Origin of the sequence: Pseudoxanthomonas sp. LjRoot143, from assembly GCF_964252945.1 — a bacterium.
GTDB lineage: Bacteria > Pseudomonadota > Gammaproteobacteria > Xanthomonadales > Xanthomonadaceae > Pseudoxanthomonas_A.
In genome coordinates, this window is sequence record NZ_CAXUPM020000001.1 from 3877553 (window position 1) to 3900200 (window position 22648).

Below are 22648 nucleotides of genomic sequence, written 5' to 3' on the forward strand. Positions count from 1 at the left end.
CGGGCACCGCATCGCCCGTCACCCAATCCGTTTAACCTTGCCGCCTCGTTTCAATGGTCGCCTCCCGATGACGTCTGCCCGCTCGCTGCTTACCCTCGCCCTGCTCGCCTCCCTCGCCCTGCTCGCCTCCCTCGCGCTGCCCGCCTGCGCGGCCACGCCGAAGGAGCGTGTCATTCCCATCGGTCAGGTGCAGGGCGAAGGCAAACGCAGCGCGCTCGACGACCAGACCGTCACCATCGAAGGTGTCGTCACCGGCGCATTCCTCGAAGGCCTCGGCGGCTTCTTCGTGCAGGACGCCGGCGATGGCAATCCGAAGACCTCCGATGCCCTGTTCGTTGCGCTGGACGAAGGCGCGACGCCCCCGGCTCTCACCGCAGGCGATCGTGTCCGCGTGCGCGGTATCGTCGGTGAGCGCAAAGCCGGTGGCGATGACACGCTGACCGCGCTGCATGCGCCGGTGATCCAGCCCCGCGGCAAAGGCGAGGTCGCCCCGACCATGTTGGCCTCGCAGCCCGACGACTGGGAACGCTACGAAGGCATGCTGGTGCGCATCGACGCCCCGCTCACGCTCAGCGGCACTCACACGCTCGAACGCTTCGGCGAACTGATCACCAGCTTTGGCGGCCGCCTGTGGCAGTCCAGCGAGCTCGCCACGCCCGGCAGCGCCGAGGCGAAGCGGCTTAACGCCGACAACGCGCGCCGCACGCTGCTGCTCGACGACGGCAGCACGCAGCGCGACCCCGCCACCGTCTGGTACGTGAAGGACGGCCAGCCGCTGCGCACCGGCACCGTGCTGACCGGCGTGCAGGGCATCGTCGAACCACGCATGGGCGGCTGGCGCCTGCAGCTCACCGCCGCGCCGACGATCGCCGCGCCAGAGCGTCCGGCCGCGCCGCAGGTCGCCGGCGATGTGCGCGTCGCCGCGTTCAACCTGGAGAACCTGTTCAACGGCGACGGCAAGGGCGGCGGCTTTCCCACTGAGCGCGGCGCCAAGACACCGGAACAACTGAAGGCGCAGGTCGCCAAGCTCACCGCCACCATCCGCGGCCTCAACCCCGACATCGCCGCGCTGATGGAACTGGAGAACGACGGCTATGGCGCCGATTCCAGCCTCGTGCAGCTGGTCGCCGCCCTGAACACGAACGGCGGCACGTGGCGCTTCGTCGATGCAAAGCGAGGTCCGGGCCCGGACACCATCCGCGTCGGCATCATCTACCGCAGCGACAAGGTCAAGCCGACCGGCAAGCCCGCCACGCTGGAGGAAGGCCCGTTCGGCGAACGCAGCCGCAGCCCGCTGGCGCAGGCCTTCGTGCGCGGCAACGGCAAACCCTTCGTCGTGGTCGCCAACCACCTGAAGTCGAAGGGCTGTTCCGAAGCCACCGGCCTGGACGCGGACCAGAAGGATGGCGCCGGTTGTTGGAATGCGCTGCGCCTGGATTCGTCCAAGCGCCTGGACGCGTGGCTGAAGACCGATCCCACGCGCACGCGCAGCGACCGCGTGGTGATGCTGGGCGACTTCAACGCCTACGCGATGGAAGACCCGGTGCGCTGGCTGCGCGACGACGCCGGCTGGATCGACGCGTTCAAGCAGCCGGGCGTCGAGCAGCCTTACAGCTACGTGTACAACGGCCTGACCGGCCGCCTCGACCACGCCCTGCTCAGCCCGTCGCTGGCGAAGCAGCTGCGCGGCGCGGCCGAGTGGCATATCAACGCCGATGAACAGGACGCCCAGGGCTACGCCGACGGCGACGCCAGCGTGCCTTTCCGCAGCTCCGACCATGATCCGCTGCTGCTGGGCTTCGATCTCTGACGCAGGCCCGGCATCGCGCGCGGCGCTCCCGAGCGCGTCCGGTAGTGCGGCGTCAAAGCCCTGAAATGCGGCGGCGAAGTTTCTTTCCTCAACGGCGAGGCACTTCGGTGCCATGACGAGGCAGTGAGGTGAGCCGACGAGGCGTCAAGGCAGGACGCCGCACCTCGGAAGCGCGTTATCCCGTGCTTCTACTGTGCCACGACGAAGCCTTGCGGTGAGCTGGCGAGGCTTTTCTGTTCCCTGCGGACGGAAGACGCTTCGCCCACGACGTTGCGAGCTTCAAACGTCGAGGAAGAAAGCGTCGTCAGGGAACAGAAGAACCTCGACGGCCTTACGGGTTACGCGGGATCTGCCTCGATACGCACGGCGACCGGCGAAAAGTACGCCAGCGCCAGGCAGGCGCCCCAGAGCAGGGACGAAGCCTCCGTCAACATCATTTCGACGGGCGATTGCAGGGTCGGACCGAGCAACAGGTACAGCGGCAGGCCGGCCAGCGTGAGGACCAGCGACAGCGTGCGGCCCCATCGCTTCAACAGCAACAGACCCACGAAGCCGGCAACTACCGCCGCCAGCATCGCGAGCAGCACGGCGATGGCCATGCCCTCGTGTTGCAGCAGTGGCGGTACCGGCTCGTTGGCATAGGCGTCGGCCAGCGCCGTCGAATAGCCACCGGGCAGCAGCCCGGCCACCGCACCCGCGATCGCCAGCACGGCGGAGAGGATCAGGAGCTGGCGGAAGCGGGGAATGGTCATGCGCGGAGGTCCCGGGTCATTCGCGAGTCGGCATCAAGCATCAGCCTTTTCCACCAGCGCCAGCAACTTCTGCACGGTGCCCCAGTTGCGTGTGGTGGCCGCCTTGCCTGCCTTGCCCACCAGCGCTTCCCCCGCCTTGCTGTCGAGGATGCCCCGGGCGCAATGCAGGTACGCGGCATGCGTGCCGACATGGAACTGCTCCGGCGCGACGACCAGCGGCGCGATCGCGGACACGGCGGACAACGCACTGGTATCCGGCACGAAAGCGATCAGCAGGCGCGAGGGATCGGCGGCTGTGTTCGCGAACGGATTGTCCTCCGCGATCAACGCGAGATCCTTCGCCGGCACCACGATGACGGGCACCTCGATTCCCAGCTGCGTCGCGATGGCGGCCGAGATGTCGGCGGCGATTTTCTTCGGCGTGCCCTTGCCGGCCTTGAAGACGACATTGCCGCTGTTGAGCAGCGTGGCGACGCCAGTGTGGCCGAGGCCTTCCAGCAACGTGCGCAGATCCGCCATCGCGATGCGCTTGGCCTTGCCGACGTTGATGCCGCGGAGGAGTGCTATGTATATGGACACGTGGATGCCTGGTTGATTGATGTCAGCGACGACTGATCCGGTGCGGATGGCCGAGTAAGTATCTGGCAGTTGATGTCAGGGTGTTCAGATCATGCCAAGGGATGGTCAGATGTCATCGCGACGATCGTCCCTGTAGCCACCCACGAACAGCAAAGCAACACCGATGATTCCCACCGCAATTGGCCAGGCCACATGTAGTGCAGCATGCCGATGCAGTTGCGACAGGATCAACGCGACGGCGATGAGGAGGCCACCGATGAGGCTCAATGGACCGATGGATGCATTACCCACCCGGTAGAACCGCCCATCATCGCGATTGATCCACGCCCTCAGTTTCGACAACTTTCCCATGCACACCTCACTGCTGTGCGTGCTCGATCGGTGCGAAGCGGCGCACGGTACGCCCATCCACCACCACCTCCTCACAGAACATCGCGTACGGCCGTACCCACAGGCCGCCTTCACCGTACAGCGCGCGGTACACCACCACCGGCTCCAGCGTCTCGCTGTGCCGTGCCACCGCGACGACTTCGTAGTCGTTGCCCTTATAGTGGCGATAGAGGCCGGTGGCGAGTTCGGGAAGGGCGGGGAGTGCGGCCATGTCATATCCAGCTTTGGAGGATGGGTGGAGCGAAGCGATACCCATCGTCTGCCGATCAGAACAAAAGAGCGATGGGTATCGCTTCGCTCCACCCATCCTACGTGTTCGGATCGACCACGTAATGCTTACGGCACGATCTCGAACCATGCCTCCAGGCCCTTGTCCCCGTCGCCGTCGCTCGCCTGCCCGCTGCAGGTGGCGCGATGCAGGTTGTCATAGTCGTTGTGCACCACGCAGTACAGCTGCCGCGGTGTGCCAGGGTGATCAACGGTGACGTACAGTTGTTTGACGCCTTCACCACAACGCATGTAGCGCGCTGTGGCGTGCCGGGTCCTGGTACCGATCCTTGATTCGAGGCGGATCTCGGTGGCGGTGGAGGCCACGATCTTCATCGTGCCCGAATAAGGCGCGCGATCCTTCGGCGTCAGCCCGACGATGCGGTAGTCGCCCTGCAAGCTCTCCACTGTCCTGGCCTCAGTTCCCACGCTCGCCGTACAGAAGGCACGCTCAACCAGCGGCCGAGGCGTCGGCGGCGGACGCGGTGGTTCGGCGGCGCCTTGCGCGAGTGCCGCAAGCATGAGCCATGTCTGCATGAAGGCCTCCTCCGCGATGCGGTGCCGGTCGGATTGGCGAGCTCAGGACACCACTCACCGCCATACGATACAAACAAAAAGCGATGGATAGACCGGCCCCGCCGTTGCAAGCCGCTTCGCTTCACCCATGCTACGTGCTCTTCCTATCTCAGTTCATCGTACGCGCGGCAGTTCGGAGACGATGACTTCGCGTAGGCGTCCGACATCCGAGGGCCAAACCAGTCTCGCCAGCGGGTCCCGAGTAGTGATGCCCCACTGCGGAAACATCGGAAGGATACGCCGCGCCCATGCAAGCAGTCTTGGCAGCGTGGGATAGCGTGTACGTAATCGGGTCAGCTCGATCCGTCCTTCCGGGCAAGGCTGTATATCCACCGCGATCAGTACGCCGTCCGTCCACCACCGGATTTCCCAGTTGAATGCGTCGAAATGCGTGTCGTACACGACCCGCTGGCCGTACTCGCGCGCAATGGCCGTAATGAGCTGGTGGAGTGCGGGATCACGACGCATAGGCGCTCCGGCGAGGGGCGGTCGATCGTATCGATGGGTAGACCGGCTTCGCCGTTGGAAGCCGCTTCGCTCCACCCATCCTACGCCCTGTTTGCAGCCTGGGACGGCGCGGGTTTACGGCTTCACCATCAGGCCGGCTTCAATCGAGCCTACGGGCTCACGCATTCGTGCCAGTGCAGATCGGAGTTCCCGCTCATACTCGGGATGGCGGCGCGGATCCGTCAGGCGTGCCCCACCATCCGGATTCGTCACCAGGATCGCGCGGTCGCCGGGCTTGAAGATGAAGCTGTCGCCGCAGCGTACCGTGTGCCGGAACTCGGCGCGGACCCGCCCCTTCAGAACGTCCTGGGTGCTCAGGGAGACAACGGGCTCACGCGCAGGCCCATGGCCGTCCATGTCGACATCGACGACCTTGGCCACCAGGATCGCGCGTGACGCAAGCGCATCCTGATAGCCGACACGGAGGTCTTCCTCGCATGCCGACGCGAGCGGTGACAGCAACAGCAGCAGACATGCTGCTGAGCGAGTCTTCGTCCTACGCAAGTGCATGCCTGCCGCCTGCATCCTCAATACCCCGCCGCCTGCCCATCCTTGCGACTCTCGCTGGCGCCGTAATACACGCCGCTCTTCGGGTCGCGCTGGATGGCCTGGTAACCGCCGTATGGACCCAGCGCCCATTCGACGTGATGGCCCTTGTCCATCAGTGCGCGCACGGTTTCGTAGGGGAAGCCGGATTCCAGCTGCACCACGCCGCCGTCGCTCATGACCGTGGCGCTGCCGACCGGTTCGGTGGAACCGTCGTGCTGCACGCGCGGCGCATCGCCGGCCTCCTGCAACGTCATGCCGAAGTCGACCAGGTTCATCACGATCTGCACGTGGCCCTGCGGCTGCATCGCGCCGCCCATCACGCCGAAGCTGACCCACGGCTTGCCGTCCTTGGTGATGAAGGCCGGGATGATGGTCTGGAACGGACGCTTGCCCGGCGCGTAGCAGTTCGGATGCGGCGTGGCGCTTTCGCAGTCCTTCAGCACGAACATCTCGCCGCGGTCCTGCAGGATGAAGCCCAGGCCGGTCGGCGTCATGCCGCTGCCCATGCCGCGGTAGTTCGACTGGATCAGCGAGACCATCATGCCGTCCTTGTCGGCGACGGTCATGTAGATGGTGTCGCCCTCTTCCAGCTCCTTCGGCGTGCCCGGCTGAACTTCTCGCAGCACCTTGTCGGGCGAAATCAGCTTGGCGCGCTCACGCGCATACGGCTTGGAGATCATGCGCGCGACAGGCAACGGCTGGAAGGCAGGGTCGGCGTACCACCGCGCGCGGTCGGCGAAGGCCAGCTTCTTGGCTTCCACCAGCAGGTGCACGTGCTCGGCGCTGCCGTAAGGGATCCTGCTGAAGTCGTAGCCTTCCAGCACGTTGAGCATCTGCAGCGCGGCGATGCCCTGCCCGTTCGGCGGCAGTTCCCACACGTCGTAGCCGCGGTAGTTGGTGCTTACGGGCGTGACCCATTCGCCGTGGTGTGCGGCCATGTCCTCGTACGAGAGGAAGCCGCCGTTGGCCTTGAAGTAGGCGTCGATGGTGCGCGCGATGTCTCCCTTGTAGAACGCATCGCGGCCACCGTCGGCGATCTTCTGCAGCGTGTCGGCCAGATACGGGTTCTTCCACATCTCACCGGTGCGCGGTGCGCGGCCGTCGATCGTGAACTGCTCGGTGAAGCCGGGGAACTTCGACAGCCGCGGCACCGAGCGCTGCCAGTAATAGGCGATCGTCTGGTGGACCGGGTGGCCGTCGCGCGCGTAGCGGATGGTCGGCGCCAGCACGTCGCGCATCGGCAGCTTGCCGAAGCGGTCGTGCAGCGCGAACCAGCCATCGACCGCACCGGGCACGCTGACCGGCAACGGCCCGTGCGCGGGGATATCGGTGATGCCCTGCTGTTTGAAATGATCGAGCGTCAGCGACTTCGGCGAACGGCCCGAGCCGTTGTAGCCGTGCAGCTTCTTCGTCTTCGGGTCCCAGACGATGGCGAACAGGTCGCCGCCGATGCCGTTACCGGTGGGTTCCATCAGGCCCAGCGCCGCGTTGGCGGCGATGGCCGCGTCCATCGCGGTGCCGCCCTGCTTCATCACATCCAGCGCGATCTGGGTGGCGAGCGGATGCGAGGTGGCCGCCATCGCGTGCGGCGCGATGACATCGGAGCGGGTGGCGAAGGCGCGACCGGTGATGCGGTCGGCGGCGGAAGCGGGGATACCGGCGGCGGCGGTCAACGCCGTCGCCAGGCACAGCGAAGCAAGGGTGCGCATCATGGACGGAGGATGGCGCACGGTGCGCGCCTTCATCTGCCGATCTTACGCGTTACGGCCAGACCGGCGGATTGGCCTGCCAGGCGCCGAGCACTTCGGCCAGCGTGTCGCGATCTTCCTGTCGCCAGCCGGGCAGCAGCGTGGCGTAGTTGCGCGCATCGGTCCACAGCAGGGGCTCGGTGCGCACGGCCGCGCCGTACCATTGCACCGCGTCTTCCTTGCGGCCCTGCTTCCACAGTGCCAGCGCGAGGGTGGGCGGCACCCACGAGGGGCCGCGGACCGCGCTGACCAGCGGCGTCCACTGCTGCAACGCAGCCTCGTGTTCGCCCAGGCGATACAGGTCCCAGCCGTAGTTCCAGCTGATCGAACGCCACAGGTTGCCGCCGGACTGCGTGCTGCTCAGGGCCTGCTGGTAAAGCTGCCGTCCCAGGTCGGCACGGCCATCGTTCAGCGCGATGTGCCCCAGTTGCGCAGTGGCTTCGACCATCTTGCGGCCACGCTCGCGCGCCTTCACCAACTGGTCCACCAGCGCAGCCCCTTCCACGCCGGTGATGGCGACGACCGGCACGGCCGCGCGGTCCTCGTCGAAATAGAATTCCTTCGGCTTCGGCACCGACTGTGCCTGCGCGGAAAAGACCGCCGATGCCAGCACGATGGCCAGCAGTGTGCACTTGCCTGCTTTCACTACGTTTCCCCCGGACTACAACAGCCCCCCGGCGCATCCTAACCGCTGCAACGCACAACGACGCAGTGATGCGCGTCACAGAAAATGCCGCTGTTACAATGCGCGCCTTCACGCCCGAGGGGTTATCGGGCCTCGCCAGCCGCTTTGGGCCCGCCATGACCAGCACCGCCGAACTCACCTCGCCCTCGTCCGCCAATACGCCGCAGATCGGGGTGATCGACAGCGACTACACGCTGGAACACAAGTACACGCGCACCGACGGCCGCATCTACCTGAGTGGCGTGCAGGCGCTGGTGCGGTTGCCGCTGATGCAGCGGCTGCGCGACCAGGCCGCCGGCCTGAACACGGCGGGCTTCATCAGTGGCTACCGCGGTTCGCCGCTGGGCGGCTTCGACTTGGAACTGTGGCGCGCACGCAAGCATCTCGAGTCCGCCGGCGTGAAGTTCACCCCGGGCCTGAACGAGGACCTGGGCGCGACCATGGTGTGGGGCACGCAGCAGACCAACCTGTTCCCCGGCGCCACCGTCGATGGCGTGTACTCGATGTGGTACGGCAAGGGTCCCGGCGTGGACCGCTGCGGCGACGTGTTCAAGCACGGCAACGCCGCCGGCACCTCGAAGTTCGGTGGTGTGCTGGCGCTGGCGGCGGACGACCACAACTGCCGCAGCTCGACGCTGCCGCACGGCTCGGAGGATGAATTCGTCAGCGCGATGATGCCGGTGCTGAACCCGGCCGGCGTGCAGGACATCCTCGACCTGGGTCTGGTCGGCTGGGCGATGAGCCGTTACACGGGCCGCTGGATCGGCTTCAAGACGATCGCCGAGACCGTGGAGTCGTCGGCCTCGGTGCAGGTGGATCCGTTCGCGCGCGAGATCATCCTGCCGGAAGACTTCGCGATGCCGGCGGGCGGTTTGAACATCCGCTGGCCGAACCCGCCGCTCGACCAGGAGATGCGCCTGCACAAGTACGCGGTCGCCGCGGCGCAGGCGTTCGCGCGGGCGAACAAGGTGGACCGCATCGTGCTGGACTCGCCGCGCGCGCGTCTTGGCATCGTCACCACCGGCAAGAGCTACCTGGACGTGCTGCAGGCGCTGGAATACCTGGGCCTGGACGAGCAGGCCTGCGCCGACATCGGCATCCGCGTCTACAAGGTCGGCATGACTTGGCCGCTGGAACCGGTCGGCATCACCGAGTTCGCGAAAGGGCTGGAAGACATCGTCGTTGTGGAGGAGAAGCGCGCCTTCATCGAGCGGCAGATGAAGGAGTACTTCTACAACTGGCCCGCCAGCGCGGGCACGCGTCCGTCCATCGTCGGCAAGTACGACGAGGGCGGCGAGTGGATCCTGCCGTCCACCGGCGAGCTGACCCCGGCGACGATCGCCGGCGTGATCGGCCGCCGCATCCAGCGTTTCTTCACGACGGAATCCATCGAACAGCGCCTGCGCTGGATGGAGGATAAGGAAGCCGAGATGGCGCTGCCGCGCGCCAACTTCCCGCGCGTGCCGCACTACTGCAGCGGCTGCCCGCACAACACTTCGACGGTGGTGCCGGAAGGCTCGCGCGCGCTCGGCGGCATCGGCTGCCACTACATGGTCACGTGGATGGACCGCGACACCGACACCTTCACCCACATGGGAGGCGAAGGCGTGACGTGGTCGGGCCAAGCGCCGTTCACCGAGACCGAGCACGTCTTCCAGAATCTGGGCGACGGCACGTTCTTCCACTCCGGTTCGCTGGCGGTGCGCCAGTCGGTCGCCACCGGCGTGAACATCACCTACAAGATCCTCTACAACGACGCGGTGGCGATGACCGGCGGCCAGCCGGTGGACGGCACGCTGTCGGTGCCGCAGATCGCGCACATGATGCGCGCCGAGGGCGTGGACACGATCGTCGTGGTCAGCGACGACATCCGCAAGTGGAGCAAGCGCGAGCTGTTCCCGAGCGGCGTGGAGTTCTTCGACCGTGCCGAACTGGACGACGTGCAGCGCCGCCTGCGCACGGTCAAGGGCGTGTCCATCCTGATCTACGACCAGGTCTGCGCCACCGAGAAGCGCCGCCGCCGCAAGCGCGGCAAGCTGCCGGACCCGGCCAAGCGCACGATGATCAACACGCTGGTCTGCGAGGGCTGCGGCGACTGCGGCGTGAAGAGCTTCTGCGTGTCGGTACTGCCGAAGGAAACCGAGTTCGGTCGCAAGCGCGAGATCGACCAGTCGAACTGCAACAAGGACTTCCGCTGCGTCGACGGCTTCTGCCCCAGCTTCGTCACGGTGCACGGCGGCACGCCGCGCAAGGGCAAGAAGGCCAACGCCGCCGACCTGCTCGCCGCGCTGCCGGCGCCTGCATTCAAGTCGGACCTCAATGAACCCTGGAACATCCTGATCACCGGCGTCGGCGGCACCGGCGTGGTGACCATCGGCGCGCTGCTCGGCATGGCCGGCCATCTGGAAGGCAAGGGCGCCAGCGTGCTCGACCAGACCGGCCTGGCGCAGAAGGGCGGCGCGGTGACCACGCACATCCGCATCGCACGCACGCCGGAAGACATCCACGCCGTGCGCATCGCCGCCGGCGAAGCCGACCTGGTGCTGGGCTGCGACATGGTGGTGGTCAACGACTACTGGGTGCTGTCGAAGGTGCGCGGCGAACGTTCGCAGGTCGTGCTGAACACCTACGAGGCGATGCCGGGCACGTTCACCACCCATCCGGACATGCAGTTCCCCGCCACCGACATCGTGGCTGGCGTGAAGGTCGCCCTGGGCGGCCGCGACCCGCTGCTGGTCGATGCCACGCAGATCGCGACCGCGCTGATCGGCGACGCCATCGGCAGCAACCTCTTCATGCTGGGCTATGCCTGGCAGCAGGGCCTGGTACCGATCTCGTTCGACGCGATCATGCGTGCGGTCGAGCTCAATGGCGCCGCCATCGAGATGAACAAGACCGCCTTCGCCTGGGGCAGACTGGCCGTGGTGAATCCGCAGGCGGTGCAGGAAGCCGCCGGCCTGATCCGCAATACGCAGACCGAGAGCGAACGCACGCCGCGTGCCCTGCAGGTGCTGCCGCCGGGCGAGTGGGAAAGCACCGAATGGGGTGCCAACGCGGCGCCGCGCAATCCAGGCAACGAGAGCGAGCTGCGTGGCCTGCCGGAAGACGGCGCGGGCGACGCGGACGTCGCCTTCCTGCCGCTGGACGACCTGCGCCTGTCGCGTTCGCTGGACGAGTTGATCGCACGCCGCACCACGTTCCTGACCGAGTATCAGGACGCCGCCTATGCCCGCCGCTACACCGATCTGGTGACGCAGGTGCGCAGCGCCGAGAACACCCGGGCGCCCGGTTCGACCGCGCTGACCGAGGCGGTGGCCCGCTACTTCTTCAAGCTGATGGCGTACAAGGACGAGTACGAAGTCGCGCGCCTGTACACCAGCGGCGAGTTCCAGCGCCGCCTGCAGCAGCAGTTCGACGGCGACTACGAGGTGCACTTCCACCTCGCGCCGCCGCTGTTCGCCAAGAAGGACGCGCACGGTCGACTGATGAAGAAGGAATACGGTCCGTGGATGTTCAAGGCGTTCGGCCTGCTGGCGAAGCTGCGCTTCCTTCGCGGCGGCACGTTCGACGTGTTCGGCTACACCGATGAACGCAAGGGCGAGCGCCAGCTGATCGCGGACTACGAGAAGACCATCGGCGAGCTGCTGGCCGCGCTGGATGCCGGCAAGCTGGGCCTGGCCGTGGAGATCGCGAGCATCCCCGAGCACATCCGCGGCTACGGCCACGTCAAGGAAAAGCACCAGCACGCCGCCAAGGCGCGCGAAGCGGAGCTGCTGGGCTTGTGGCGCAACCCGAAGGCGCTGCACATCGTGCAGGCGGCGTAAGCAGACAGAAGACCCCGCTCCGGCGGGGTTTTTCCTGTGTGCTGGCTAGGAGCGCGCGCCTCTCAACCCGAGCGTGGCCAGTGCGCTGCGCAACGGCGGCTTCAGCGGCAACGCCAGTGTCCGGTAGACGAAGGACAGCGCGCGGCGCGTCCGCGGCACGCGCCACGCGAGGCCTTCCTCGATCGTGTACACGCATGGCGCGCAAGCGCCGCAGGGTCGGCCACGCCACGGACGATGGCAGAACCACGTCATGTCCATCAGCGCGCTCCAGCCTTCGCGCGCGGCCTCGTCCTGCATCGCGCGCTTGTCGATCGGGAACAGCGGAAAGCTGAAGTGGCGGAACAGGGTGTACTCCGGCGTGCCCGCATGGCGCGCGGACAGCCGGAAACTGCGGTAGGTGTCCGCCTGTTCGAACGCCTCCACCTTCGACGACAGCAGCGCCTGCACCTTGTCGTCCACGTGCACGCTCAGCTCGATGCCATCGATGCCGTGCTGTCTGCAGAATTGCGGAAGCCAGGCGTACTGGCTGCCGATGTACATGTGCCGTCGCACCCTGCGCAATGCGTCGGCAATGTCGGCATCGTGATCCAGTTCCGCAACACGGAACCGCCGCAGCGGCCGCAGCAGGTCGCGCGTATGCGGATGCCGGGCATGCAGGGCGTCGGTGATCCGCTGCAGGCTCTGCAGTTCCGTGGCCGTGGAAGGCCGCGTCGGATCCTCCAGGTAATAAGGCGTCACCACCAGCCGGTGCTTCAGCAGTAGACGAAGCAGCTGGAACGTCGAGTCCCAACCGCTGGTCCACAACAGGCGCACGCCCTCGTCGTCGCCGGGCGATGCGCGTTCATGCAGGGACACGTGGTACAGCGACGTCATGGCCGGATGCTAGCAAGCGCGCGCGCAGGTGGCCGTGGCTTCTCTTCACATTGCTTCGCACTGCATTAATCGCGCAGTGATACGTCCTGTTCATTCCTTCTTTGCACGCGCTGCTCACGCCTGCGCTCACCATCATCCGGAGGAACGGCGCGCTCGTGCGCATGAGTGCTGGTGATGCGTCGCGCCCCATCCGCAGGAGTCCATCGATGCATGCGCAGCCCATGAACCGGGAGCAATTCTGGCGTTTCGCCGACGCCGCCAAGGAATCCACCGAAGCGCTGGCCGCCCAGCGCATGAAGATCCTGCCGGAGCTCGATGTCGAGGCGCTGCGCGGCTTCTGCATCCAGTACCGCTTCTTCACCATCGACTACATCAGCGACCTCGCACTGCTGGTCGCACGCCTGCCGTTCGGCGGCCTGCGCAGCCTGCTCGGCCAGATCCTGACCGAGGAGCTGGGCGAAGGCGATCCTGCACGCGCGCATCCGACGGTGTACGACCGCTTCCTCACCAGCATCGGTGTGGACAGCCAGGACCTGTCGAACGTGCTGCCCGCCAACGAGCGCATCCTGCAGGGACTGACGCGCGACATGACCCGCCACCCCGTCGCCTACGGCGTGGGCCTGCGCGGGATGGGCGGCGAATGCCTGTGTCAGACCTACCTGTCGGTGATGTTCGAGCACATGCGCACGCACCCCTACCTGCAGGCGAACGCCGACACGATCGACTGGGAGTTCTGGACCATCCACACCGGCGAGGAGGACATCATCCACGGCGAGCTGACCCGCGCCGCCATCGACGAATACCTGCGCGACGACCCCAGCGTACTGCCCGAGCTGGCACGCGGCTACGAGCGCAGCATCACCGCCTGGAACCTGTTCTGGCAAAACATCCTGGACGCATATGCACCGCCGCTGGAGGTCGCGTCGTGAACGCGGTGGCAGAGGCATCGATCGCCCAGTTCCACCTCGCGTTCCCGGTCCGCGACCTCGACGAGGCACGCGGCTTCTATGGCGGCGTGATGGGCTGCACGATGGGCCGCCGCGATACCTCGTACCAGGACTTCGATTTCTTCGGTCACCACCTGGTCGCGCATATCGGCGCCGACGGCCGGCCGCTGCACAACGGGCGCTTCGACGGCGAGGCCGTACCGGTACCGCATTTCGGCATGAACCTGGACCGTGCTGCGTGGGAGGCGCTGGCCATGCGGCTCAAGGCCGCCGGCATTCCGTTCCATGAGGAACCGCACCTGCGCCTGAAGGGCAAGCCAGGCCAGCACGTCACCATGTTCCTGTTCGACCCCTCCGGCAACGCGCTCGAATTCAAGTCTTTCGACGATCCCGAGCAGACCTTCATCCCCTGAGCGTCAGCCGCCGCGTCGCCAGACCAGGCATCGGTTGTTCGCCGGCATCGCGTTGTCTTCGAGCAAAACCAGGCCAATGCGTCGCGCCAGCGCGTCCACGGCTTCGAAGTCGCGGATGCCCGACGCCGCATCGCGATCCTTCAGCCACTGCTCGAAGGCGCGGTTGCTGTCGCTGGTGAACTCGCCGCCGTAGTTGAAGGGCCCGTAGACGATCAGCAGACCGCCCTTCGCAAGCACCTGGCCGACACCGGCGAAGAACGCCTCGACCTGGGGCCAGCCCATGATGTGCAGGCTGTTGGCGGTGAACACCGCTTCAAAGGTCGCGTCAGGCCACGGGCCGTCGACATTGAGTTCGATCGTGGGCGGCGTGTTCGGCAACGCCATGTCGTCGAGCCAGGCCGTGATGCCCGGGAGATTGTCGGCGCGATCGCTGGTTTGCCAAGTCAGCCACGGCATCGCCGCCGCGAAGTGCACGGCATGCTGGCCGGTGCCGCTGCCGACCTCGAGCAAGCGGCGCGTCTCGCTCAAGTGGCGCTGCAGGACCTCCAGGATCGGCCCCCGGTTGCGTTCGCACGAGGGCGCGAATGGTTTCTCTGTCATCAACTGCATTCCGTCTCTGGACACGAGCGGACGCTAGTCCGAGATGGCTCGTGGCACGCCATTGTTCCAGAAGCGGACTCCCGTCGTGTCTATCTTGTTCTCCGCCAGCAGCGCTTTCAGGCGCTCGTCGACATCGCGTACCTGTATCGCCTGGTCGCTTGAAAGTGACCCGGCGTCGATCGCATCCTGCAGTGTGTCCCTGAAGGTGATATCGAAAAGATATTCATACAGATATCCGCAACCGCGCGCCCGCCACTCATCGCCAGCGAGAACCTGTTCGCCGCAGTCACAGGACTCGGCCTCCACGCCTGTGACCGTTCTTCGGTATCGAGCAATCAATGCGTCCAGATCCATTGATCACCGTTCCTATGACTGCCCTTCTTTGCCGGCTGCGCGCACGTAGATGCGCTTCAGGCCATTGTCGCCGCCGCGCTCCTCGACGGTGAAGTGGCGGGGATGCGCCTTCAGCAGGTCGCTGAGCTTCTTGTGGCCATACAGGCGGGTGTCGAAATCGGGACGCACCTTGTTGAGGTAGCTGCCCACGCTGCCGAGGAAGGCCCAGCCCTGGTCATCGCTGGCCTCTTCGATGGCTTGGCGGATCAGCCGCAGCGGCAACGATTCGTGCCTGCCCGCCTCGACCACGGGCGCGGCGGTCGGTTCCGCCTGCGCAGCAGGCTTCTTCGCGGCCGGCCTGGCCGCCTTCTTCGCGGGTTTCGGTGGCGACGGCGGCGCAGGCGGTGCCGGCACTTCGCTGCGCAACACCTCGACATAGATGAACTTGTCGCAGGCCTGCACGAAGGCGTCCGGCGTCTTGCGTTCGCCGAAACCGTACACGGTCAGCCCTTCCTCGCGCAGGCGCTGCGCCAGGCGGGTGAAGTCGCTGTCGCTGGAGACCAGGCATACGCCATCGAACCGGCGCGTGTACATCAGGTCCATCGCGTCGATGATCAGCGAGCTGTCGGTGGCATTCTTGCCGCTGGTGTAGGCGAACTGCTGCACCGGGTTGATCGAGTGCTTCAGCAGCGCCTGCTTCCACTGCGTCATGCGCGTGCTGGTGAAGTCGCCGTAGATGCGCTTGACGCTGGCGACGCCGTATTTGGCGGTTTCCGCGAGCAGGCCTTCGATGACGGCGGGCTGCGCGTTGTCGGCGTCGATCAGCACGGCCAGCCGCGGCTGTTCGTCGTCGTTTTCGGGCCGGGCGACCGGACGGGATTTCATGTGCGCCATTCCTGTGCAGGATCGGGTGCATTGTGCACCACGTCGCCGCGGCATGACCGGCGTCACTTGACGTTGCCGCGCGTGCCGACGACAGTCCTGAGGCTTCCGCTCCAGGACCCGATCGATGCAACGACGCGACTTTCTCGCCCTCGGTGGCCTCACCCTCGCGGGGCTCGCACTGCCCGGCACGCGCGTCATCGCCGCCGAAGCCCTGCTGGAACCCGGCGACATGGCGAAGAAGAAGCGCCTGGCCGATGCCGCGCTGGCGGCGGCGACCGCCGCGGGCGCGACCTACTGCGACGTGCGCATCGGGCGCTACCTGCGGCAGTCGCTGATCACCCGCGAGGACAAGGTGCAGAACGTGGTGAACACGGAGTCCTCCGGCATCGGCGTGCGCGTGATCGCACAGGGCGCCTGGGGCTTCGCCGCGACCAACGACCAGACGCCGGACGGCGTCGCGGCCGCCGCGCGGCAGGCCGTTGCCATCGCCCGCGCCAACGCGCGCATCCAGGGCAAGCCGGTGCAGCTCGCGCCGCTGACCGGCACCGGCGAGGTGGCGTGGAAGACGCCGATCGTCAAGAACGCGATGGCGGTGCCGGTGAAGGACAAGGTCGACCTGCTGCTGGGCGCCAACGCCACCGCGCTGTCGGCCGGCGCCAGCTTCGCGGCCTCGCGCATGTTCGTCATCAACGAGCAGAAGTACTTCGCCAGCACCGACGGCTCCTACATCGACCAGGACGTGCACCGCATCTGGGTGCCCTTCACCGTGACCGTGGTGGACAAGGCGACCGGCAGGTTCAAGACGCGCGACGGCCTGTCCGCGCCGATGGGCATGGGCTACGAATACCTGGACGCCAACCCGGCCGACAAGATCGCGCTGCCCGGTGGCGTGGTGGCGTACGGCGCCTCGTATGACCTGCGCGAGGACATCGTGGCCGCGGCGAAACAGGCGCGCGCCAAGCTGACCGCGCCGTCGGTGAAACCCGGCAAGTACGACCTGGTGCTGGACCCGTCCAACCTGTTCCTGACCATCCACGAGAACGTCGGCCATCCGCTGGAGCTCGACCGTGTGCTCGGCTATGAAGCCAACTACGCCGGCACCAGCTTCGCCACGCTGGACAAGCGCGAGCAGCGCTTCCAGTGGGGCAGCCCGATCGTGACCTTCACCGCCGACAAGACCGAGCCGCGCAGCCTCGGCGCGGTCGGCTACGACGACGAAGGCGTCAAGACGCGGCGCTGGGACCTGGTGAAGGACGGCGTGCTGGTCAATTACCAGGCCACGCGCGACGAGGTGCACATCCTCGGCGAAGACGCCTCGCACGGCTGCAGCTATGCGGACTCGTGGAGCAGCGTGCAGTTCCAGCGCATGGCCAATGTCTCGCTGGCGCCGGGCAAGACGCCGCTGACCGTGGCGGAGATGGTCAAGGACGTCGAGAACGGCATCTACATCCATGGCCGCGGTTCCTATTCCATCGACCAGCAGCGCTACAACGCCCAGTTCGGCGGCCAGCTGTACTTCGAGATCAGGAACGGCCAGGTGACGCGGCAGATCGAGGACGCGGCCTACCAGATCCGCACGCCGGAGTTCTGGAACGCCTGCACCGCCATCTGCGACGCGCGCGACTTCCGCCTCGGCGGTTCGTTCTTCGACGGCAAGGGCCAGCCCAGCCAGGTCTCTGCGGTCTCGCACGGCTCGGCGACCACACGCTTCAACGGCATCAACATCATCAACACGGCGCGCAGCCTGGGGTGATCGCACGATCCGGGCATCGCGACGCGGGGTGTATGCCGAAAGTCATTTGACGCTGTCTCCACCGCGGCGCAAGAATCGGGGACGACCCGCGCGGTGGACATGGCGCGGGCCACAACGCGTCCGTCGCAGTCCCCCGCCTGCCCCGCGCAGGCCCAATGGTGGAGAACAGCCTTGCAACGTCGTGACTTCCTGGCCCTGACCGGCCTCACCGTGGGCGGCCTGATGGTGCCGTCCTACTTCGGCAAGGCGATCGCCGCCGAGCAACTCCAGTCCACCCTCGATGTCGCGTTCAAGAAGCGCCTCGCCGACGCCGCGCTGGCCGCCGCCAAGCAGGCCGGCGCCACCTACTGCGACGTGCGCATCGGCCGCTACCTGCGCCAGTTCGTGATCACCCGCGAGGACAAGGTGCAGAACGTGGTGAACACGGAGTCCACCGGCGCTGGCATCCGCGTGATCGCCAACGGCGCCTGGGGCTTCGCCGCCACCAATACGCTGACCGCCGAGGGCGTGGCCGCCGCCGCGCGCCAGGCCGCCGCGATCGCCACCGCCAACAGCAAGACCCAGACCGCGCCGGTGCAGCTGGCCAAGGCGCCGGGCTTCGGCGAGGTGTCGTGGAAGACGCCGATCAGGAAGAACGCGATGGAGGTGCCGATCAAGGATAAGGTCGACCTGCTGCTGGGCGTCAACGCCGCCGCGATCAACGCCGGCGCCGACTTCGTCAACTCGATGATGTTCGTGGTCAACGAGCAGAAGTACTTCGCCAGCACCGACGGCTCCTACATCGACCAGGACGTGCACCGCATCTGGGTGCCGATGACGGTCACCGCCATCGACAAGGCCAGTGGCAAGTTCCGCACCCGCGACGGCCTGTCCTCGCCGGTCGGCATGGGCTATGAGTACCTCGACGGCGACGCCTCGCAGAAGTACGCCACGCCGAACGGCGTGATCAACTACGGCCTGTCGTACGACATGAAGGAGGACGCCATCGCGTCCGCCAAGCAGGCGCGCGCCAAGCTGACCGCCCCGTCGGTGAAGCCCGGCAAGTACGACCTGGTGCTGGACCCGTCGCATACCTGGCTGACCATCCACGAGAACGTCGGTCACCCGCTGGAACTGGATCGCGTGCTCGGCTACGAGGCCAACTACGCCGGCACCAGCTTCGCCACGCTGGACAAGCGCAAGGACGCGTTCCAGTACGGCAGCGGCATCGTCAACCTGTTCGCCGACAAGGTGCAGACCGGCAGCCTGGGCGCCGTCGGTTACGACGACGAGGGCGTCAAGACCAAGCGCTGGGACCTGGTGAAGGAAGGCAAGCTGGTCGACTACCAGACCATCCGCGACCAGGCCCACATCCTGGGCAAGGACGAATCCGACGGCTGCTGCTACGCCGACTCGTGGAGCAGCGTGCAGTTCCAGCGCATGGCCAACGTCTCGCTGGCCCCGGGCAAGACCAAGCTGTCGGTGGCCGACATGATCAAGGACGTCGAGAACGGCATCTACATCATCGGCGACGGCTCGTTCTCGATCGACCAGCAGCGCTACAACGCGCAGTTCGGCGGCCAGCTGTTCTACGAGATCAAGAACGGCAAGATCACCCAGCAGCTCGAGGACGTGGCCTACCAGATCCGCACGCCGGAATTCTGGAACGCCTGCACCGCGATCTGCGACGAGAGCGACTACCGCCTGGGCGGTTCGTTCTTCGACGGCAAGGGCCAGCCCGGCCAGGTATCCGCGGTGTCGCACGGGTCGTCCACCGCGCGCTTCAACGGCATGAACGTCATCAACACCGCCCGCTCGCTCGGCTGACCGGCGCAAGGAGACCCTAGAACATGAGCATCCTCACCGAAGCGCGGGCCAAGGCCATCCTGGACAAGGTCCTTGCGCTGTCCAAGGCGGACGAGTGCACCGCATCCCTCACCGGCTCGATCGAAGGCAACATCCGTTTCGCGCTGAATAACGTCTCCACCAGCGGCATCGTCAGCAACACCGACCTCGCCGTGCAGGTCGCGTTCGGCAAGCGCACCGGCGTGGCGACGATCAACGAGTTCGACGACGCCTCGCTGGAACGCGTGGTGCGCCGCGCCGAAGACCTGGCCCGCCTGGCGCCGGAGAATCCGGAGTTCATGCCGGCCGTCGAGAAGCAGACCTACAAGGCTTCACCGACCTTCAGCGACTCCACCGCCGCCATCACCCCGGAATTCCGCGCGCAGGTCGCCGCCGATTCGATCGGCCCGTGCAAGGCCGAGAAGCTGATCGCCGCCGGCTTCCTGGAGGACGGCCAGAGCTTCGTCGCCTTCGCCAACAGCAAGGGCAACTTCGGCTACCAGAAGGCCACCGCGTTCAACTACACCTGCACGGTGCGCACCGAGGACGGCCGCGGTTCCGGCTGGGTCGGCCGCAACCTGAAGGACGCGAACGCGTTCAAGGCCGACAGCGACATCCGCACCGCGATGCGCAAGGCCAGCGAATCGGCGGAAGCCAAGGCACTGGAGCCGGGCAAGTACACGGTCATCTTGGAACCGGCCGCGGCCGCCGGCCTGATCTCCTTCATGATGAACTTCTTCGACGCGCGCCAGGCCGACGAAGGCCGCAGCTTCCTGTCCAAGAAGGGCGGCGGCAACAAGCTGGGCGAGCAGGTCTACGATCCGCGCGTCAACATCAGCGCGGATCCGTGGCATCCGGGCGCAGAAGTGATGCCGTGGGACAACGAGGGCCTGCCGCGCGAAAAGATGGCCATCGTCGAGAACGGCAAGGTGGTCAACCTGGAGTACTCGCGCTTCTGGGCGCAGAAGCAGGGCAAGCGCGCCACCGGTTCGCCGGGCAACCTGCTGTTCGCCGGCGGCACCAAGTCCACCGCCGAGCTGGTCGCCGGCACGCAGAAGGGCATCCTGGTCACGCGTACCTGGTACATCCGGATGGTCGATCCGCAGACCGTGCTGCTGACCGGCCTGACCCGCGACGGCACCTTCTACATCGAGAACGGCCAGATCAAGCACCCGGTGAAGAATTTCCGCTTCAACGAATCGCCGGTGATCATGCTCAACAACATCGAGGAACTCGGCAGGCCCGTCCGCGTGGCCGGCGACGAGTCCAGCTTCGTGATGATGATCCCGCCGATGAAGCTGCGCGACTTCACCTTCACCTCGCTGTCGGACGCGGTGTAAGTGTTCTGCCCCCTCCCCCGCCTGCGGGGGAGGGCTGGGGTGGGGGCCCGACGAAGCCGCCTGCGTTCCGCGCCACGGATCGCACCGACGCCCGCTCTTTCTCTCGACGCCTTTCGATGAAACCCCTTCTGCCCTTGCCCCCATCCCAGCCTTCCCCCGCACGCGGGGGAAGGGGCGGTCTGCTGGCGCCGTGACCCGGAACGAGTTCCTCCGCCTGATGACCGGCGGCCTGGCCGGCGCGCTGCTGGCCGGTGCGCCGCGCAACGCGCGTGCGGCGGGCAACTACGACTTCTGGTTCACCCGCCTGAAGTACGACTCCGGCGACTGGGACGTGGATGCGCGCATGCCGTCCAACGTCATCACTTCGCTGATCGACTACACCAGCCTGCGCGTCGACCCGAAGGAACACGTGCTGGCCCTGTCCGACCCACGCATGCTGGCCGCGCCGTTCTGCTACCTGGCCGGGCACAAGCTGGTGGACTTCAATCCCGCCGAGCGGCGCAACTTCGAGCGCTATGTGCGCAACGGCGGCTTCGTCTTCGTCGACGACTGCAACCACGACATCGACGGCCTGTTCGCCAAGTCGTTCGAAGCGCAGATGGCGGCGATCTTCGGCGCGAAGGCAATGAAGAAACTGCCGAACACGCACGGCATCTACTCCTCGTTCTTCAAATTCGACGGTCCGCCCGCCACCAGCTTCGAACTCAACGGCTGGGGCGACGACCTGGTGCACGAGTACCTGCACGGTATCGAGATCAACGGCCGCCTCGGCGTGCTCTACAGCAACAAGGACTACGGCTGCGAGTGGGACTACGACTGGCGCAACAAGCGCTTCCTGGCCGAGGACAACACCAAGTTCGCGGTCAACCTCGTGATCTACGCGCTGACGACATGATCTCTCTTCTCCGTAGAGCGGAGCTTGCTCCGCTGCTCTTCCGGCTAGCACCATCGATACCGCAGCGGAGCAAGCTCCGCTCTACGACCTCCACGGAAACCGCATGAACGCCATCACCGAATCCGACCTCCAGCAGCAGCTCGCGAAGCTGGGCGAACTCCGCGCCGCCATCGGCCAGGCCATCGTCGGCCAGCAGGACGTGGTGGAGCAGCTGCTGATCGGCCTGCTCGCCGGCGGCCACTGTCTGCTGGAAGGCGTACCCGGCCTGGGCAAGACGCTGCTGGTACGGTCACTGGGCCAGGCGCTGCACCTGCAGTTCCGCCGCGTGCAGTTCACACCCGACCTGATGCCGAGCGACATCCTGGGTACCGAGCTGCTGGAAGAAGACCACGGCACCGGCCATCGTCATTTCCGTTTCCAGCCCGGCCCGATCTTCACGAATCTGTTGCTTGCCGACGAACTGAACCGCACGCCGCCGAAGACGCAGGCCGCGCTGCTGGAAGCCATGCAGGAGCGCACCGTCAGCTATGCCGGCACCACGCATGAACTGCCCTCGCCGTTCTTCGTGCTGGCCACGCAGAACCCGCTGGAGCAGGCCGGCACGTATCCGCTGCCGGAAGCGCAGCTCGACCGCTTCCTGCTGCACATCCGCGTCGACTATCCGACCGAGCAGGAAGAACACGACATCCTGACGCAGACCACCGGCCGTGCCGGCGGCGACGTGCCACGCGTGATGGAAGGCGAGGCCGTGCTGGCACTGCAGAAGCACGTGCGCGACGTGCACGTCAGCGACGACCTGCTGCGCTGGATCACCCGGCTGGTGCGCGCCAGCCGGCCCGGCGACGGCGTGCCCGAGGAGATCCGCAAGTACGTGCGCTGGGGCGCGGGTCCGCGCGCCGGCCAGTCGTTGGTGCTGGCGGCGAAGGCGCGCGCCCTGCTGCACGGCCGCCTGGCGGCGACGCGCGAGGATATCGTCGCGCTGGCCAAGCCGGTGATGCGCCATCGCCTGCTGCTGTCGTTCGCTGCCGAGGCCGAGCAGGTCAGTGCGGACGACGTGATCGCCGCGCTGCTGCGCGGCGTGCCGTTCGCCGCCTGACC

The 22648-nt window shown here is 66.5% G+C and carries 22 protein-coding genes; 9 read left to right on the plus strand and 13 right to left on the minus strand.

The genetic code is table 11. The features are described from left to right. The first annotated feature begins 67 nt into the window (after positions 1 to 67). Positions 68 to 1810 (plus strand): ExeM/NucH family extracellular endonuclease, encoded by a 1743-nt coding sequence (locus ACSQ1W_RS18615; RefSeq protein WP_436045317.1) that lies wholly within the window; start codon positions 68 to 70, stop codon positions 1808 to 1810. Between the two features lie 338 nt (positions 1811 to 2148). On the opposite strand, the gene ACSQ1W_RS18620 is transcribed toward ACSQ1W_RS18615, so the two are convergent. The 9 genes from ACSQ1W_RS18620 to ACSQ1W_RS18660 all read right to left on the minus strand — a co-directional run bounded on the left by ACSQ1W_RS18620 (position 2149) and on the right by ACSQ1W_RS18660 (position 7824). Continuing rightward, on the minus strand, positions 2149 to 2562 hold the full coding sequence (locus tag ACSQ1W_RS18620) for a hypothetical protein (RefSeq protein WP_436045318.1): 414 nt from the start codon (positions 2560 to 2562) through the stop codon (positions 2149 to 2151). 33 nt (positions 2563 to 2595) lie between these two features. Further along, positions 2596 to 3141, minus strand: a complete 546-nt coding sequence (locus tag ACSQ1W_RS18625; protein ID WP_436045319.1) for a DUF1697 domain-containing protein — start codon at positions 3139 to 3141, stop codon at positions 2596 to 2598. 105 nt (positions 3142 to 3246) lie between these two features. After that, a complete protein-coding gene (locus ACSQ1W_RS18630) occupies positions 3247 to 3492 on the minus strand; it encodes a hypothetical protein (RefSeq protein WP_436045320.1) in 246 nt (81 codons plus the stop codon). A gap of 7 nt (positions 3493 to 3499) precedes the next feature. Further along, positions 3500 to 3742 carry a DUF1653 domain-containing protein gene (locus ACSQ1W_RS18635; protein ID WP_436045321.1) on the minus strand — a complete coding sequence of 81 codons (243 nt, stop codon included), beginning with the start codon at positions 3740 to 3742 and terminating at the stop codon, positions 3500 to 3502. Between the two features lie 125 nt (positions 3743 to 3867). Then, positions 3868 to 4335 carry a hypothetical protein gene (locus tag ACSQ1W_RS18640; protein ID WP_436045322.1) on the minus strand — a complete coding sequence of 156 codons (468 nt, stop codon included), beginning with the start codon at positions 4333 to 4335 and terminating at the stop codon, positions 3868 to 3870. A 153-nt stretch (positions 4336 to 4488) separates the two neighbouring features. After that, the gene (locus ACSQ1W_RS18645; protein WP_436045323.1) at positions 4489 to 4842 is read right to left on the minus strand and encodes a hypothetical protein; all 354 of its coding nucleotides are present in this window, start codon (positions 4840 to 4842) and stop codon (positions 4489 to 4491) included. Between the two features lie 114 nt (positions 4843 to 4956). Continuing rightward, positions 4957 to 5343 carry a hypothetical protein gene (locus ACSQ1W_RS18650; RefSeq protein ID WP_436045324.1) on the minus strand — a complete coding sequence of 129 codons (387 nt, stop codon included), beginning with the start codon at positions 5341 to 5343 and terminating at the stop codon, positions 4957 to 4959. Positions 5344 to 5408: 65 nt separating this feature from the next. After that, a complete protein-coding gene (gene ggt, locus ACSQ1W_RS18655; RefSeq protein ID WP_436045325.1) occupies positions 5409 to 7142 on the minus strand; it encodes a gamma-glutamyltransferase in 1734 nt (577 codons plus the stop codon). A 49-nt stretch (positions 7143 to 7191) separates the two neighbouring features. Then, on the minus strand, positions 7192 to 7824 hold the full coding sequence (locus tag ACSQ1W_RS18660) for a tetratricopeptide repeat protein (protein ID WP_343227351.1): 633 nt from the start codon (positions 7822 to 7824) through the stop codon (positions 7192 to 7194). Positions 7825 to 7979: 155 nt separating this feature from the next. Between ACSQ1W_RS18660 and ACSQ1W_RS18665 the strand changes: the two genes are divergently transcribed. Continuing rightward, a complete protein-coding gene (locus ACSQ1W_RS18665; RefSeq protein WP_436045326.1) occupies positions 7980 to 11687 on the plus strand; it encodes an indolepyruvate ferredoxin oxidoreductase family protein in 3708 nt (1235 codons plus the stop codon). A gap of 45 nt (positions 11688 to 11732) precedes the next feature. Here ACSQ1W_RS18665 and ACSQ1W_RS18670 read toward each other — a convergent pair whose 3' ends face one another. Beyond that, positions 11733 to 12560: a hypothetical protein gene (locus tag ACSQ1W_RS18670; protein WP_436045327.1), complete on the minus strand. Its 828-nt coding sequence runs from the start codon at positions 12558 to 12560 to the stop codon at positions 11733 to 11735. Positions 12561 to 12781: 221 nt separating this feature from the next. Here ACSQ1W_RS18670 and ACSQ1W_RS18675 point away from each other — a divergent pair, with 221 nt between their 5' ends. Both ACSQ1W_RS18675 and ACSQ1W_RS18680 read left to right on the plus strand, forming a co-directional pair. Next, on the plus strand, positions 12782 to 13489 hold the full coding sequence (locus tag ACSQ1W_RS18675) for an iron-containing redox enzyme family protein (protein ID WP_436045328.1): 708 nt from the start codon (positions 12782 to 12784) through the stop codon (positions 13487 to 13489). Then, positions 13486 to 13920, plus strand: a complete 435-nt coding sequence (locus ACSQ1W_RS18680; protein ID WP_343227352.1) for a VOC family protein — start codon at positions 13486 to 13488, stop codon at positions 13918 to 13920. Before ACSQ1W_RS18675 ends, ACSQ1W_RS18680 begins: the two co-directional genes overlap by 4 nt. Before the next feature lie 3 nt (positions 13921 to 13923). Here the strand turns inward: ACSQ1W_RS18680 and ACSQ1W_RS18685 are convergent, their stop codons facing one another. Genes ACSQ1W_RS18685 through ACSQ1W_RS18695 form a run of 3 tightly spaced genes read right to left on the minus strand, consistent with a single transcriptional unit; the run spans position 13924 to position 15738 of the window. Further along, positions 13924 to 14520, minus strand: coding sequence for a DUF938 domain-containing protein (locus ACSQ1W_RS18685; RefSeq protein ID WP_436045329.1), 597 nt, complete (start codon positions 14518 to 14520; stop codon positions 13924 to 13926). Positions 14521 to 14553: 33 nt separating this feature from the next. Further along, the gene (locus ACSQ1W_RS18690) at positions 14554 to 14874 is read right to left on the minus strand and encodes a hypothetical protein (RefSeq protein WP_436045330.1); all 321 of its coding nucleotides are present in this window, start codon (positions 14872 to 14874) and stop codon (positions 14554 to 14556) included. Positions 14875 to 14886: 12 nt separating this feature from the next. Next, complete coding sequence (locus ACSQ1W_RS18695; RefSeq protein WP_436045331.1) at positions 14887 to 15738, minus strand: NYN domain-containing protein; 852 nt, start codon at positions 15736 to 15738, stop codon at positions 14887 to 14889. 124 nt (positions 15739 to 15862) lie between these two features. Between ACSQ1W_RS18695 and ACSQ1W_RS18700 the strand changes: the two genes are divergently transcribed. The 5 genes from ACSQ1W_RS18700 (at position 15863) to ACSQ1W_RS18720 (ending at position 22646) form a co-directional block, all read left to right on the plus strand. Further along, a complete protein-coding gene (locus tag ACSQ1W_RS18700; RefSeq protein WP_436045333.1) occupies positions 15863 to 17491 on the plus strand; it encodes a TldD/PmbA family protein in 1629 nt (542 codons plus the stop codon). A gap of 171 nt (positions 17492 to 17662) precedes the next feature. Further along, positions 17663 to 19297, plus strand: coding sequence for a TldD/PmbA family protein (locus tag ACSQ1W_RS18705; RefSeq protein WP_436045335.1), 1635 nt, complete (start codon positions 17663 to 17665; stop codon positions 19295 to 19297). A 23-nt stretch (positions 19298 to 19320) separates the two neighbouring features. Beyond that, entirely contained in the window at positions 19321 to 20655 is a 1335-nt protein-coding gene (locus ACSQ1W_RS18710) for a TldD/PmbA family protein (RefSeq protein WP_436045337.1), read from the plus strand. Positions 20656 to 20872: 217 nt separating this feature from the next. Beyond that, positions 20873 to 21550, plus strand: coding sequence for a DUF4159 domain-containing protein (locus ACSQ1W_RS18715; RefSeq protein WP_436046249.1), 678 nt, complete (start codon positions 20873 to 20875; stop codon positions 21548 to 21550). A gap of 103 nt (positions 21551 to 21653) precedes the next feature. Beyond that, a complete protein-coding gene (locus ACSQ1W_RS18720) occupies positions 21654 to 22646 on the plus strand; it encodes an AAA family ATPase (protein WP_436045339.1) in 993 nt (330 codons plus the stop codon). The last annotated feature ends 2 nt before the right edge of the window (positions 22647 to 22648 follow it).